Origin of the sequence: Metabacillus lacus (assembly GCF_009674805.1) — a bacterium.
Lineage (GTDB): Bacteria > Bacillota > Bacilli > Bacillales > Bacillaceae > Metabacillus_C > Metabacillus_C lacus.
The window spans coordinates 13,703-27,923 of record NZ_WKKI01000033.1; the positions used below are offsets into that span (position 1 = coordinate 13,703).

At 35.9% G+C, this 14,221-nt stretch carries 10 protein-coding genes; 6 read left to right on the top strand and 4 right to left on the bottom strand.

The window, feature by feature from the left end:
- Nucleotides 1–251: 251 nt before the first annotated feature.
- Nucleotides 252–1,196 carry an exonuclease domain-containing protein gene (locus tag GJU40_RS14735; protein ID WP_154308836.1) on the top strand — a complete coding sequence of 315 codons (945 nt, stop codon included), beginning with the start codon at nucleotides 252–254 and terminating at the stop codon, nucleotides 1,194–1,196.
- 388 nt (nucleotides 1,197–1,584) lie between these two features.
- Here GJU40_RS14735 and GJU40_RS14740 read toward each other — a convergent pair whose 3' ends face one another.
- The 3 genes from GJU40_RS14740 to GJU40_RS14750 form a co-directional block, all read right to left on the bottom strand.
- The gene (locus GJU40_RS14740) at nucleotides 1,585–2,346 is read right to left on the bottom strand and encodes a CPBP family intramembrane glutamic endopeptidase (protein WP_170289422.1); all 762 of its coding nucleotides are present in this window, start codon (nucleotides 2,344–2,346) and stop codon (nucleotides 1,585–1,587) included.
- Nucleotides 2,347–2,521: 175 nt separating this feature from the next.
- Nucleotides 2,522–2,827 carry a hypothetical protein gene (locus GJU40_RS14745; protein ID WP_212029854.1) on the bottom strand — a complete coding sequence of 102 codons (306 nt, stop codon included), beginning with the start codon at nucleotides 2,825–2,827 and terminating at the stop codon, nucleotides 2,522–2,524.
- A gap of 164 nt (nucleotides 2,828–2,991) precedes the next feature.
- Nucleotides 2,992–3,198: a hypothetical protein gene (locus GJU40_RS14750; protein ID WP_154308839.1), complete on the bottom strand. Its 207-nt coding sequence runs from the start codon at nucleotides 3,196–3,198 to the stop codon at nucleotides 2,992–2,994.
- Between the two features lie 227 nt (nucleotides 3,199–3,425).
- On the opposite strand from GJU40_RS14750, the gene GJU40_RS14755 reads away from it, so the two are divergent.
- The 4 genes from GJU40_RS14755 (at nucleotide 3,426) to GJU40_RS14770 (ending at nucleotide 6,475) form a co-directional block, all read left to right on the top strand.
- Nucleotides 3,426–4,445, top strand: a complete 1,020-nt coding sequence (locus GJU40_RS14755) for a hypothetical protein (RefSeq protein WP_154308840.1) — start codon at nucleotides 3,426–3,428, stop codon at nucleotides 4,443–4,445.
- 1 nt (nucleotide 4,446) lies between these two features.
- The gene (locus GJU40_RS14760) at nucleotides 4,447–5,805 is read left to right on the top strand and encodes a hypothetical protein (protein WP_154308841.1); all 1,359 of its coding nucleotides are present in this window, start codon (nucleotides 4,447–4,449) and stop codon (nucleotides 5,803–5,805) included.
- Nucleotides 5,802–6,083: a YkgJ family cysteine cluster protein gene (locus GJU40_RS14765; RefSeq protein WP_154308842.1), complete on the top strand. Its 282-nt coding sequence runs from the start codon at nucleotides 5,802–5,804 to the stop codon at nucleotides 6,081–6,083. The genes GJU40_RS14760 and GJU40_RS14765 overlap by 4 nt, the downstream gene beginning before the upstream one ends.
- Nucleotides 6,084–6,226: 143 nt before the next feature.
- Entirely contained in the window at nucleotides 6,227–6,475 is a 249-nt protein-coding gene (locus GJU40_RS14770) for a hypothetical protein (RefSeq protein ID WP_154308843.1), read from the top strand.
- Nucleotides 6,476–6,553: 78 nt separating this feature from the next.
- Here GJU40_RS14770 and GJU40_RS14775 read toward each other — a convergent pair whose 3' ends face one another.
- The gene (locus tag GJU40_RS14775) at nucleotides 6,554–10,315 is read right to left on the bottom strand and encodes an AAA domain-containing protein (protein ID WP_154308844.1); all 3,762 of its coding nucleotides are present in this window, start codon (nucleotides 10,313–10,315) and stop codon (nucleotides 6,554–6,556) included.
- A 531-nt stretch (nucleotides 10,316–10,846) separates the two neighbouring features.
- Here GJU40_RS14775 and GJU40_RS14780 point away from each other — a divergent pair.
- On the top strand, nucleotides 10,847–13,975 hold the full coding sequence (locus tag GJU40_RS14780) for a Helicase associated domain protein (protein WP_154308845.1): 3,129 nt from the start codon (nucleotides 10,847–10,849) through the stop codon (nucleotides 13,973–13,975).
- Nucleotides 13,976–14,221 lie beyond the last annotated feature (246 nt).

Below are 14,221 nucleotides of genomic sequence, written 5' to 3' on the forward strand. Positions count from 1 at the left end.
CTTGAGTATATGGACAACGTGAAAATTACTTGAGGAGATTGAAATGCTGCAAAAGGTTGTCACAGATGAACAATACGAACATATAATCAACCAAAGTATAAACATACAGCTGTGACGTTTCATATATTAAAAGGATTAGAATTTAGGGACAAGGAACCTGACCCCTTGTCCCACTCTCTCAGTTTTTTCAATCCTAATCAATACTTGATATAATAATAGTATAAAAGCATAGACCAATGAGGAGGTATTTGATGGATTTTATCGCCCTTGATTTTGAAATTGCCAACCATAAATTATCCAGCGCGTGCTCATTAGGAATGGTATTTGTGGAAGATAACGCAATTGTAGACAAGAAAAATTTTCTGATTAGGCCTCCAGCCCTTAAAGTAGATCCTGAATATACAAACATACATGGAATAACTGCTGAAATGCTTAAGGACGCTCCTCTCTTTCCTGAGATATGGAATGAAATACAGCATTATTTTTCAATGGAAACCTTGTTCGTCGCTCATAATGCCCAATTTGATATGAATGTTTTGAAGAATACTTTGTTAGAATACTCGATTGAACTACCTGAGTTCCAGTATGTCTGCAGTATACCTGTCAGCAGCAGTGCCCTTCAGGGAGAACGGATAGGCAACTCATTAAAAGAAAGAACAGAACGATTTGGAATCGTATTAGAGAACCATCACGATGCTCTCTCAGATGCCCGTGCCTGCGCAGAACTTGTCATAAAAAGTGTGCAATCAAAGAAAAGAAAATCTCTCCAAAGTTACTGTCAAACCTATGGAAGAATTCCGGTGAAAAAGTTCTCTCAACTAAAACTTCAAACCACCTTCAAAAAGAAAAGAAAGAAATTTGAGAAAGTCTCTATAAAAGATATCGTTACAACCGAAAGTACATTTGACGAAAACCATAAGCTGTATGGGAAGAGTGTAGTATTTACTGGTGATTTACAATCGCTGGACCGAAAAGAAGCCATGCAGAAAGTCGTTGACTATGGCGGCATAGTAAAAAGTGGAGTCAGCAGGAAAACGGACTTCCTGGTTGTCGGCAAACAGGACAAGAATGTGGTGGGAGTTGCGGGAATAAGCACGAAAGAGAAAAAAGCTTATGAACTGATCGAGCAAGGAATAGAGATTAAGATTATTGGAGAGGAAGAATTGATGGAGTTGATTTCTCCTGTTCGGTTATAAGCCTAAGCGACAGCAATTAATGTATTTATAGTTCTCAAGTTTTGGGACTGGCTAAACTGAGTAAGATACCTAACCTGGTAACTTCTAGGGAGGTACAACATGAATGAAACTAATGTAAATTGGTAGCTGCGTTAGTTACCTTCATCATCTTTTTAGTGAAGAGAAAAAACCGTAAACGATAAAGTTTTTTAGATACAATGTTCGGCTGCGAAATTTAGCGGTTGGAACATACAAAAAATCCGGTAGGCATGACGTCTACTGGATTTTGCGGGAGCAGTCTCTTTTCAATCTCCAGAAATCTTTTATTTTCGCAGCCTCCCCCCCCCAGCACACTAACACTTAACGTATTGGGGGGCAGGCGCTTTTATTTGTGCTTGCAATCCTTGCGTTAGATTATAAAGCCACTAAATACCATTCCGATATTAACAATAAAATGAAAAACAATACTAGGATAGATACTGTTTGTTTTAAGTGTGATTAATGCGTAAATGACCCCTGCAACTGAAATTAATAAACTGAGAGACATAGAAAAGCCAATAGATAGATGAGAAAGCCCAAAACCAATACTTGTTAATAAAACAGCATAACGTGTCGATGTTTGGTGAGTGAGAGCCGTAAGCAATATCCCTCTCCAAATTACTTCCTCAAAGACTGCATTCATAATTGAAAAAATTAAACCAAACAAGATAAGCGATTGAATATATTCTATGTCCTTTTGAACAATAATGAATATATATATAACTACATTAATAATTATACCAATCATCCAAAACCAAAATATATTAAGTTCGTGAAACGGTAATACGATAGAATTCTTCCAATTAGGTCTCTCATTAAACCAAGAAACCTTATTATTAAAGTAAAGATGACTTCCACTGATCCCCAGGATGATTAAAACAAGAAATAGACGGTTAAGAATAATTTCTGTACCCTTAGAAAGATCCATCAGTTTAACGAAATCATTTATACTTATAAATAACAAATAACTGATTAGAAAGGAAAACATAAGTAATATAACGAATCTTTTTTCTTTAGATGTAAAAAACAAAATAACAAATCCCATAAATAGAATTATAGTAAAAACTTCCTGGTGGTAAGAAATAGAAGCAATACCCCCAAAAAATAAAGCCGCAATACTAACTAATAACAAACAACTTCCCCATTTCCTTGCTATTTTAATGATTTCAATAATAGTGGAAAGTTCCCTTACTAGTGGGACAGAGGTGAACTGTCCCATATTTCCATTATGGTGATAACTCCTATACGCCTCCCAATATACGAAATTGATGAGACTTCACAAGTAACCTTCGAAAGGGATAACCTCTCTAGTCATTCTTCGGAGATCTCATATATTCCTCCCTGTAAAAGTATGGGTTGGTTCTGCAGGCCAAAGGGTCTTTCACCAAATTCATTGAGGAAATCTTTAACGACACCATCCCCGAAGGAGTACAAAACAAGAGATTTCCGTGCGGCAGGTAAGGACGCTGGCATTTTGCACCCCATTCCTTAATTATATACGCCTCTCCCATTTGTAAATCGAAAAGAGAAGACCAGTTGGATGTTTTATCATCCAAGTTTTCAACGCCTAACAACACATCCTTAATTTGAAGAGAGCCGGCTGGATGGATCATACAAAAAAATCCGGTAGGCATGACGCCTACTGGATTTTACGGGCACTCTTTTATTTAAATGCATTAGGTCTCTCCTGTCACAAAGAATTTGTAGTTGTTGGTTTAAAAATAAGATCTTATTTATCTATTTATCAGCAAATATCTTCCATAGGGTATGAACCGCTTTATATTTCTTCCGCCGCTATTTTCATTTTTTCAAAAGTAATCGTATTACTAAAATCCTCTTTATCTATCTTTAAACTCTCACACGCATAATAGAGATGTTCCAACCAGTCATCATCCCCGCATTCCACAGCTTCTTCGCATTCTTTCTCAATATAGGGAGTGCTGATATTCATACCCAAATCCCTAAAGGTTTCTATTGCTTCCATGGCACCTGGCCAGTTACGATCCTGCAATAAGCGGACTAATTTTGGTAAGGCCTTATTGTTTCGTGGGTAACCTTATCATATAACCTTTTTTATTGGTTAGAAAAAAACTAATCATAAAAATATTACTATATCGACAAAAAACTACAAATTATTCATGGCTAGATAGGTAAAATGTTAATTACAAAAGAACTAGAACTATAAATATTAATAGAGAGAAGGAACTAGCTATGCCATTGCCACTTATTCCATTAATCGTTGCTGGGGCAGCTGCTGCATCTGCAGCTGTAGCGGGTAAAAAAGGGTATGATTCATACCAAAATATGAAAGAGACAAAAGAGCTTGCAGAAAGCCTTGAGTCCAAGTATAAAAGAGCCTATAAAAACTTTGAAACAAAAAGAGACGAAACAAATACTACTTTTGAAGAGTACGGTCGATTAAAGTTAGAGATACTGGACGGAGCAATGAAAGAATTTGTAGATCACTTCAAACAAATTAAACATGTGAATTTTAATAGTGAAACAGTTACAGACAAGTTTGTAGCCAATAGCGAAATTGAGCAGTTCATTTTGCATGTTGAGAAACAAGTAGTGAAGGCAGGACAAGTAATGACTGCGGGAATCGCTTCTATAGCAGGCGGTGGTTTAGCTGCAATGGGCGCTGTAGGAGCTACTACAACATTTGCGGCTGCCTCTACTGGAACGTTAATCACGACGCTTAGCGGGATTGCAGCTCAAAATGCAACATTAGCATTCTTGGGTGGCGGATCATTGGCAGCTGGAGGCTTGGGTGTTGCTGGAGGGACGCTCGTTCTAGGAGGGATTGCATTAGCTCCTGCTTTAGCTATTGGAAGTTTGATTTTTGCTTCATCAACAGAAAAGAAACTGCAGGAAATGTATGCGAAAAAAGCTGAAGTAAATACAGAAGTTCAGAAATTAAAGTCTGCTGCAGAGGTCATGGCACAAATCACTGCTACAACTAAGAGCATGCAGGAGTTAGCTCAAAGCACACAACAATTATTAATAACTAACGTCAACAAAATGGCTGACATTATTAATCAAAAAGGCATTGACTTCAGAACTTACACAACAGAGGAACAAATTATTATCCATAATAATTACAAATTAGCTGTTACAATGCGGGATATTTTAAATACGACAATCTTAGATGAAAAAGGAAAATTACTACCTAACCTCCAGTCCGTTATTACAGAAGAAAAACAAAAAATTTCAAGTATAAAAGAGGCATAGTATGGTCGCCTTACGACAATCAGAAGTTGACTTTATTGCGGGACAAGTTGTTGCTGAAACGGTTGAAAGACAAGGAAATGCAATAATTGAAACGGTTGCAGGTTCAGAATATCTAAAAAAAGTTGCTAAACAATATATCAATTGTGCCAGCGATAAAACACAAGGCCGGATGTTTGAAATTATAGAATCCACAAAATTTAATGCTGCCGCCGCAAAAGCTGGAAGTGTACTACGGGCAGTGACAACAGATCAACTAGGAGAACCGCATGCTGCAGCAGACATGTTGATCCGTAATCCGAACGGAGATATTTTAAAGGAAATACAAGCTAAATCTTATAAAAAAGCGGCTGCAGCTGCACGAGCTGTTGCAGATGCTAAATATAATGGCATGGATCGGTTAGTGAACAAGGAGAATGAGGAAAAAGTAAATGAGTTAATTAAGAAGCGTATGGATTCTAACGGGATCTATGCCTCAGATTATAAGGATGCACATGGTTCAATTAAAGGACAAACGGAGTATGGGAATATCAAAAGCGGCGGGACAACTTATGAAGAGTCAACTCGTGCTGCAGAAAACCCAGAAACCTTTGCGGCTGAAATGAAACGAGCGGAGTTCCTTTCAGGTGCTAAAACTGCCATACTCGGTGGAGCATTGGCAGGGGCCTTTGTAGGTGGAACCATTAATGCAGCTCAAGGTGCATATAAAGGCGAATTTTGTGTAAAAGAGACAGGAAAAGCAGCTGCCAACAGTGCTGCCCGCGGAGCTGTAATAAGTGGGATCTCATATGGTTTAAAGTATTTAGGGAAGAACAATCCTGTTATGTCGGGTAATGTGGTAACGGCCATTGCTAGTTCAGCTGTTACTATAACTGAGCTGACGTACAAGTTCTTAACAAAAAAAATTACGACAGAAGAATATGCGGAAGGTTTAGGGGCAAATGCGGTAAGTTGTTTCTCTGGTATTATCATGACTGCAGCAGGAGCAGCTTTGTTTGGTCCAATCGGAGCTGCTGTTGCAGGAACAGTGGCCTTAATAGGAATGAAACAGCTACATAAAGTTTTCACCAGTGCTCGGGCAGACCTGAAGCTTGCAAAGGAAGCACGCCTTCAGGCAGAAGCAGTGTCAGCAGCACTCATTAAACAAATTAAAGAGGAAGAAAGCCTGCTGATCTCTTATTATCAAGAGTATGAGACGACTTTTGTTGAGTTGAAAAAAATGGTCGATATGGCTATCGTTGATGACAGCTTAACTGAAAAAACAATTGTATCTTTAGCAGAGGGCTTGGGTGTGAAGTTCCAATATGAAACCTTGGAAGAGTTTGAAGCATTCATGTTAAGTGATGATGTGCTGGAGCTATGACTCAATTTCCTTGTACATCCTGCGGAGCATGTTGTTCATCAATAGAAGGTATTGCGTTTCTGGAAAAATACAACCAAAATGGCAGCTGCAATAAGCTGAAGGATAATGAATGTACCATTTATGAGGAAAGGCCATTGTTGTGCAGAATCGATGAGGCATACGATCAAATATTTTCTGCTTATATGACTCGGAAAGATTTCTACCGTCAAAATGCAAAAGCTTGTAATGAATTGCAGGAGAAGTTGAATATTTCTCTTGAATATAGAGTTTATATTTAGAAACTACGCTTTAATATATGCCCTAAGAGAAGAGATACGGGAAATTAGTAGGAGAAGAAAATCAATATTATGTGTTTAAGGTATTCTCAAGAAGATTATTGTTTTGTGATAAATATAGTAGAAAATGAAAAGGGGAGATAGGAATGGTGGATTTAGAAGATATTCATGACGTGTTAAAAGATATCTTAGAAGAGGTTAGAGAGCTGAATACCAGAGTGAATAGTATTGAAACAGATGTGAGCGAATTAAATACATATGTCTATTCTATTAAACTAGATGTTGGTACAATTGATTCCAATATAAGTTCTATTGATTCAAACATTAATTCTATTGAAATGGACTTATCATCTGTTAGAAGTGATATTTCAATGATAGAGTTGAAAATAGACTAGTTAGAAATACACCTTTGCCTGTTAAATATTGATATAAATAAAAGTGCCGTATGAATATCAACTCATACGGCACTTTTATTATGTTATCTTTTCTGCGATTTTCTCGCTTTTAACCAATTCCTTAACACGCTGATCGATACGTTCTATTTCAGCAAAAGGATTTCTCCACCAGTTTCTGCTCCAAACCCTTTCGATTGTCCAGCCTCTGCTTTCGAGGAAAGCTTGACGGTAAACGTCCCTTTCCTTAGCGTTTTGGGAACTATGGTACATTGCGCCATCGCATTCTACTCCTAGAATGAATTTGGAAGAATCGTTAGGATGTACAATGGCCATATCTATTCGGTAGCCTGACATTCCAACTTGAGTGGTGACCTCATACCCAAGGTTTCTCAGTTGTTTATACACTTGTTCTTCAAAAGGTGAATCAAAGTGTAAATCTTGCTGCTTTACGTGAGTATTTACATTCTCATTAATTTCTTGGATTACTGCATTTATGTGCTCGTCCTGTGAACTGGCTACTGCTTTCGAATACTTTAGATAGGATTTGAAAAGCTTTGGACCAAGCTCAGCGGTATTCGTCACATTTAGTTCCTCAGGATCAATACTTGAAACAACAATAGTTCCTTCTTTTGCTCGTGTAACAGCAACATTTAATCGGTTTTCTCCGCCTTTTTGGTTCAGCATTCCGAAGCGGTTGTAAATTTTTCCTTCTTCATTTTTCGCATATCCTATTGAGAAGAGGATAATGTCCCTTTCATCACCTTGGACATTTTCGATGTTTTTCACAAAAATCCTTTCATCTAAATCTCTTGACATAACTTGCTGATAGAGAACATTGAATTCCTCATCTTCACCAGCAGTTTTATCAATAATGTCTAAAATTTTAGATTGCTGTTTAGAGTTAAAGGTGATGATTCCTACCGTTTTACCAGGCTGATTAATCAGCGAGTCTTTTAGTACTTTCACTACCTCAATAGCTTCAATTTCATTTGACTGATTAATCCATCGGCCGTTTACCTTTTTCCATTGAATAGCAGGTGGATTTTTAAAGGGTATGACGTTTGGAGCGATTTGAACATGTCCGTTATAAAAGGCATGATTTGAAAAGTTTATTAACTCTTCGTATTTAGATCTATAATGCCACTGCAATATTTTCTCTGGAAATCTCCTTTTCGAAAGATTCAGCAAGCTGATTGATTCGTCAGTCTCGAATTCAGGTTCTTCATCCTCATCGTCGCTGCTTGCTGAAGATTGGAACATATTGAAGGGTGGGAGCTGCTTTTCATCTCCTGCAACGACAAGCTGCTTTGCTCTGTATACAGCAGGAATTCCATTTTCGACTGTGCATTGGGAAGCCTCATCAAAAATAACTAAATTGAATAAGCCTTCTTCAAGAGGGAATATGGCTGACACAATTTCGGGAGAAGCAAGCCAAACAGGCATAATATCAACCAGTCCTTGGCCTGCGAACTGGTTAACAAGTTTTCTCAAGGACCAAATCATTCTCTTCTTGCCAACTTGGTGTTTAAGCTCTTTGACCTTTTTAATATTTGTCGACTGTACAAAGTCTACACTTTTGGTTAGTGAGTGAATTAAATACTGTGTGGCAACTTTTCTCTTTTCTTCAATTAATTGAGCAAACGATTCCCTGATTCTTTGAAACTCACTGGTGGATACTTTTTGCACCTGTGGATACTTCTTTTCTGCTTGATCAATCCAGTGGACATAAGCTGAATTTCTAAATAAGTCAACCCAGTAGTCTGGAAGAGACATCTCTGATTGATTGGCTTTATTCTGCAACTTTAAAATCACATCTTTAACGTTTTCCGTGCATCGTGACCAATAGCTGTCCATTTGCTGTAATTCCTCAAAATCTCGATGGAAGTACTCAGTGATTTGGTCAAGTTCTTTAAGAGGGATATCTCCTTCAGAAATTCTGGTCTTGAATTCTTGAATTTTTTCATCATTTATATACTTATTGAGCTTGTCTATTTCATCAGACATTTGTTTTGTTTCTTTAGCAAGTTGATGCATGGTAATTAGTGATTTTCTAATCTCTAACCATTCAGTAGAGTTAGTTCCTTTGAACTTATCCCCATTTGAAAGTTCCTCTAAGATTGACTTGCCTGAAAAAGATGTCCACCACCATAACCTCAGGCCTTGCAGCGTACGCTGATTGCTATCATCTAAATCCGGATAAACCTTATCTAACTTGTTTTCTATCATCCAAGTATAGGCAGGAGTGATTTTTTCATGATCAAGCGACTCTAAATAGCTTACAGAATTTCTCGCTTTTTCAAGTGCACCGTTCAGCAGTTCTATAGCCTGCAGCTTTTCTTTCATATCCATTGAGGCGAAACTTTTACGATGCTTAAGGATATAGTCCTCAGATCCAAACTGGCCGTACCATTCTGCATAGGTATAAACACTCTCAGAAATGTTATCCAATTCCTCACGATTTAAGGAATCTAAGATATTTGAAAGCTCGATGATTTGCTTTGTTTCACCTACAGCATTTGCAAGACCATATAGGTCGTATAATCTAAAGCCATAAGCCTGTTGCTCATATAACGCTTTTGCAATGCTGTTTAACAGATCTTCTTGATTTTTCAATTTGTTAGAAGCAGAAGCCAGCATATTCACTGCCTCTTCATGTGTAATCTCATTTTGATCTAAGACAGAAGATAATTTCGTATATAACTTTTTTCTATCCTGCTTTTCATCATGTACAAGGGCTATGTGCTTGCTTAATCCCAAACTGTCCAGGCGCTGATAAACGACATCCAATGCTGCCCGTTTTTGACAAACAACCAGGATTTTTTTCTGCATCTGTAAAGCATCAGTGATTAAATTAACAATCACCTGTGATTTTCCGGTGCCGGGTGGTCCGTGTACAACTAACCCTTTCTGATAACGGGCTTCTCTTAAGATTTCCTCTTGAGATCCGTCTGCTTGCAAAAGGTTTAAGATGTCAGGTTCGTTCTGAGAATGACTACTATCTACTTCTTCAGTTTCAGCTAACTCCTCATTTCCTCCAGAATTTGCTTCTGGATTTATAAGCTCACCAGCAAGAGAAAGCCCGCCTCCTTCTTCAACTTTTTCGATAAGCAGTTCATAATCTTTTACTAATGATGAGCCGCCTTGAGGGAAATTACCTATGATAGCATTTTCCAGCAGACTAAGATTTGCTATTTCAGGAATATCATCTTTTTTATATTGAGTAAGTTTTTTAATTCCTGTCTCTGTATACCGAACGTGCAAGTCATACTCTTTAAAAAGGTTTATCCAACTATCGTAGTTGAGTGTGGTTGCAAGACCCGCTGCTTTTTCAAAGAAATCCTCGGTAAACGACAAATTATTTAGCTTTTTAAAAGCTAAAAATAAAGTCCGATTTAATTGAGGTTCTCCCTCGTCTAAACGAACTAACCATTTTTGTGTAACAACATTGTTCTTTTCCAAACGAATGGGATACAGAAATAGGGGAGCTTGAAAAAATGTCCCATCTTGAAGAGTACCTGAAATGAAAGGAAACCCAAGGTAGAAATCATGGACTCCTGTTTCCTCTTCTATTCCTCTCATATTTCGAGAAAGGTCTGTGAGTTTCTTGGATAGAATCATGGTGTCTTCATTATCCATCGAAGGTTTAAAGAGTGTAATGTCACTCTTAGATTGGTTAACAATCTTTTCAACAATTTTTGTGCTGACTTTTTCATCACTTATTTTATCCAGCTCAGTTAAATCAAAACTCCATTTATTATAGAGTTTCAAAAGACGAATTGAACGGTTACTTCTGCTGATGTTATTCAATTTGTCCCGCATGTGTATTAATTGTTCTTTCATTTTAAAACCTCATTTTAATCATTTTGGCTATTTGCGTATTTATGTGAACTTTCTGTCGAAATATAGAAAAAAATGTAATAAATACTCATCATCATTATAACAAAAGAGCTGTGAATATATAACTATTTGGTGCGAAGTGGATTATTGCCAATTAGATTAATCTTTGTAAGGTACAACTGGAAAAACCCCATTAGAAGAAAGCCATATTTACTGTCTAGCTCAGGAATATTGGACCCCATTCAGTATGGATGCGGTCGGACTTCATTGTCTCTAATTATTTTTCATTTGACAATTCACCTGTCCCTCTATCTCTATCCCGCAAATTATAATTAGTACTTTTATCTTTTTCGACAAGAAAACCTTCTTAAAGTCAAAAGAAGAGGATTTATTTCCCAAGTTTCCCCAAGGGGAATTGAATTAAGATGAAGAATATAACCATTGAGTAAAATTAAGTAAACATAATTCTCATAAAAGATGCAAAATTGAATAACCAATACTAGGTAGTCTATCGTGTGGGAAGGAACTTATTATATGGATAATACATTGGACCTGGAGACCGATAGTATTAATAAGACGATTGACCGATTAATGATATTAACAAGAGAAAAGAATTATGATGAAATTAAAAGAATACTAAATTATTTTGATATAAGACGAAAAGGTAACCTATTTGAAATCTATTTAACCCGATTACTAAAAGGTAATAACTTCAATGCAGTGAAAATTGGGAAGGTAAATGATAAGGGTGTAGATATTATATTAGTTGATGGGGATAACTCTGAAAGAATTATACAAGTTATTCAGGCAAAAAATCAAAGGGTGCCGTTAAGTCAGGACGAACTCGCTTTAGAAATAAACAAATATGAAAAAAAAGGAAAAAAGGAGTATGGTAATTGTAAAGTCTATTCTTTCTACTCGGTAAATGGATACCGAGATAATTGTACTGGTTACGATAAATATAACGTTAATCTTTTTGGTTGGGAAGATATAAAATTTCTTATAGATTATTACGATTCCCCAACATCAAATCGTTTGATTACAAACATGTACCCCCATAACCTTGAAACATTTAAAAATTTAACAAAAATGTGGGAAACTCATAATAAAGTCTGTTGTGTTCAAGCTACGGGAACGGGGAAAAGTTTTATCATAGTGCAAGCTATTTTATCTAATGAAGGAAAGAAAGTTTTCTTTGCTCCATCTGAAAAAATACTTGAACATATAAAGGAAAAAGGAGCCCGCCTGGACCCTAACGTGGAATATTACACTTATGCCTGGCTAATTAGAAGGTCAGATGAATTTATACAGAACATGTCTTTTGATTTAATTGTGTTAGATGAATTTCATCGTGTTGGGTCTGAGGAGTGGGGGAAAAGTATAAGAACTCTCTTAACGCATAATCAACAAGCTAGAGTTTTAGGCACTTCTGCAACACCTGTAAGAAGAGATGGGACTGATATGGCTGAAGTCCTTTTTGATAATAAAAAAGCAGTTAATATATCACTACCAGAGGCCATTGTTCGTGATATCTTACCAGTCCCCAATTATATAGTTGCCTTATATGAAATCGATGAAGTTATTAAGCGTATGGATGAACAAATTGAAATCTTTGATGGTAATAATAGAATAAAGGCAAAGTATAAAAAGGAAATAGAGTCATTTAGGATAAGTTGGGCTAGTGCAAGTGGAATGTCACAAGTCTTTAATAAGCATATCCGAAACGAAAGTAAGTTCATTGTCTTTTGTAAGGGGGGCCCCCACCTTAAAAGAATGAAAGCGATTGTACACGGTTGGTTTTCTGAATCTGATCTTAACAAAGATATAAAGATATACCAATCAACAAGTGAGGATTCGATTCAGGGGAATAAAAATTTAGAAGAGTTTAGGAAAGATAACTCAAAAAATACTATAAAGTTGTTGTTTACGATTGATCGTTTAAATGAAGGAATACATATACCTTCTGTCGATGGAGTAATATTACTACGTAATACAGATTCTCATCGAATATACTTTCAACAAATTGGGCGGGCTTTTAATGCTGGTGAAGACAGAATGCCTTTAATATTTGATTTGGTAAACAACTTTGAAATGTTAAAAGAAATTAATTTTATTAAAGACCTAGAAATAGCCATGGATAGATTAAATAATTATAGAGGGGAAAGAAACCTCCACCCTAAAAAGGCACAATTTAAATTTGTGGATGAAACAAAGAAAATTTTGGACTATATGATAGAGATAGAGGATCGAATAAAAGATCAGTGGTATGAAATGTATGAGACCCTGCTTCTTTACAAAGAAGATAACGGGAATGTTCTCTCATTTCTTATGAGTGGAGAGCATTCAAATCTTAAGAGATGGTGTGAAATACAACGATACAACTACTTGGATAAAAAGATACTTTCTAAAAAAAAGTTTTTATTATTAGAAAAAATAGGTTTTCTATTTTTGCCACATCAGGATAAGTGGCATTCTTTTTATACTTTAGCTGAAGAACACAAGAAGAATAAAGGAACGATCATCACGAATTATCCTGACTCGCAGATGTCACTAGTATTATCTGAATGGTTAAAAGAACAATTAGAATTATATAAAAATAGTGAATTAGATGAAGAGCAATATAGACTTTTAACTACTTTAGAATATGACTTTACAGGTGAAGAGGAAAAATGGTATTCGTATCTTTCATTGGCTAAGAAATTTAAAGAAGATTACCATCATTTATATACTGATCACCCTGACCAATTAATGGACGAGAAATTAAAAATATGGTTATCATCGCAAAGAAAATATTATAACAACCAGGAATTAAGCCAAGAAAAAATCGATTATCTAACCACTTTAGGTTATTTGTTTAATAATGAAGAAGAGCAAGCCGCACTTGTTAACTTTATAATAGAATCAGATTGGGAGAGAAACTTCCAAGTAATTAAAGATATATATAAAGAAGAAATTCAAGCTGGGAATCTAAAAATAGATGCTACCTTTAACCAAGAAGATATTGAATGGTTAATAAAACAAAGAGAAGATTATAGAAACCTGAAACTTAGCGACGAAAAAATAAATAAACTTAAAAGTATAAATTTTGAACTTAATTATGTAAAACTTGAATTTGAGGTATCAGCAAAAGAATTTAAAACTTCTCCAAATAAGCAAAAAAAATGGGCGACAGAGGTTTATAGGCAATTTAAGTTGGGGAATCTTCCAAAATGGAAACTCAGTATCTTACAAGAATACAACATTCTTGACAACCTATTGTACCTACAAGAAAGTGAAGACAGTCAAAATGAACAAAGAAATATCGATGTGGGAATGGACCCGGTAAAGGTCACCTTTGAAAATGCAGCAAAAGAGTTTAAACAATATCCTAGTAAACAGAAGACTTGGGCAGTTGAGGTCTATACTCTATTCACAAACAATACTTTACAAGAATGGCAGCAAAATATCTTAAGAAAATATAATATTTTTGATCACATAATATCTTTGAGTAAACAGGAAAAAGCAGCATCTAATAATGTAATAAGGGGAATTTATCCTGACTTTCTGAAATCTGAAAAAAGTATACCCGTAGGAGATAAAAAACAACAATCAACTGAAAAAGGATCAATAATTAAAAAGTTTAGTTTAATATTAAAAAAACTATTATTGTTCAAAAAGGTTTAACTAATAGAGGGACAGGTGATTTATCCCTTACTAAGAGATAACTAAAGACAATGCTGGGTGTTTTAGGGTGGTGAAAACTTAAAGAAAGGAAGTAGTAGCAATTGATTACCTGTAATTTAAGCAGGGATGACAAACCTCCTGTGGGCCAAGAAAACTCCGTACCCAAAGCACCTAACTTTTTGCTGTTTATAATATGGTTAGCCAAATCATAAGTGAGCACAATTTTGTTTTTTAGGGAAGAGTCAA

Bases quoted from the DNA above. Each gene is read 5' to 3' on its own strand.
- GJU40_RS14735 (WP_154308836.1), top strand. From the start codon at position 252: ATGGATTTTATCGCCCTTGATTTTGAAATTGCCAACCATAAATTATCC.
- GJU40_RS14745 (WP_212029854.1), bottom strand. From the start codon at position 2,827: ATGATCCATCCAGCCGGCTCTCTTCAAATTAAGGATGTGTTGTTAGGC.
- GJU40_RS14770 (WP_154308843.1), top strand. From the start codon at position 6,227: ATGGTGGATTTAGAAGATATTCATGACGTGTTAAAAGATATCTTAGAA.
- GJU40_RS14760 (WP_154308841.1), top strand. From the start codon at position 4,447: ATGGTCGCCTTACGACAATCAGAAGTTGACTTTATTGCGGGACAAGTT.
- GJU40_RS14750 (WP_154308839.1), bottom strand. From the start codon at position 3,198: ATGGAAGCAATAGAAACCTTTAGGGATTTGGGTATGAATATCAGCACT.
- GJU40_RS14755 (WP_154308840.1), top strand. From the start codon at position 3,426: ATGCCATTGCCACTTATTCCATTAATCGTTGCTGGGGCAGCTGCTGCA.
- GJU40_RS14775 (WP_154308844.1), bottom strand. From the start codon at position 10,315: ATGAAAGAACAATTAATACACATGCGGGACAAATTGAATAACATCAGC.
- GJU40_RS14765 (WP_154308842.1), top strand. From the start codon at position 5,802: ATGACTCAATTTCCTTGTACATCCTGCGGAGCATGTTGTTCATCAATA.
- GJU40_RS14780 (WP_154308845.1), top strand. From the start codon at position 10,847: ATGGATAATACATTGGACCTGGAGACCGATAGTATTAATAAGACGATT.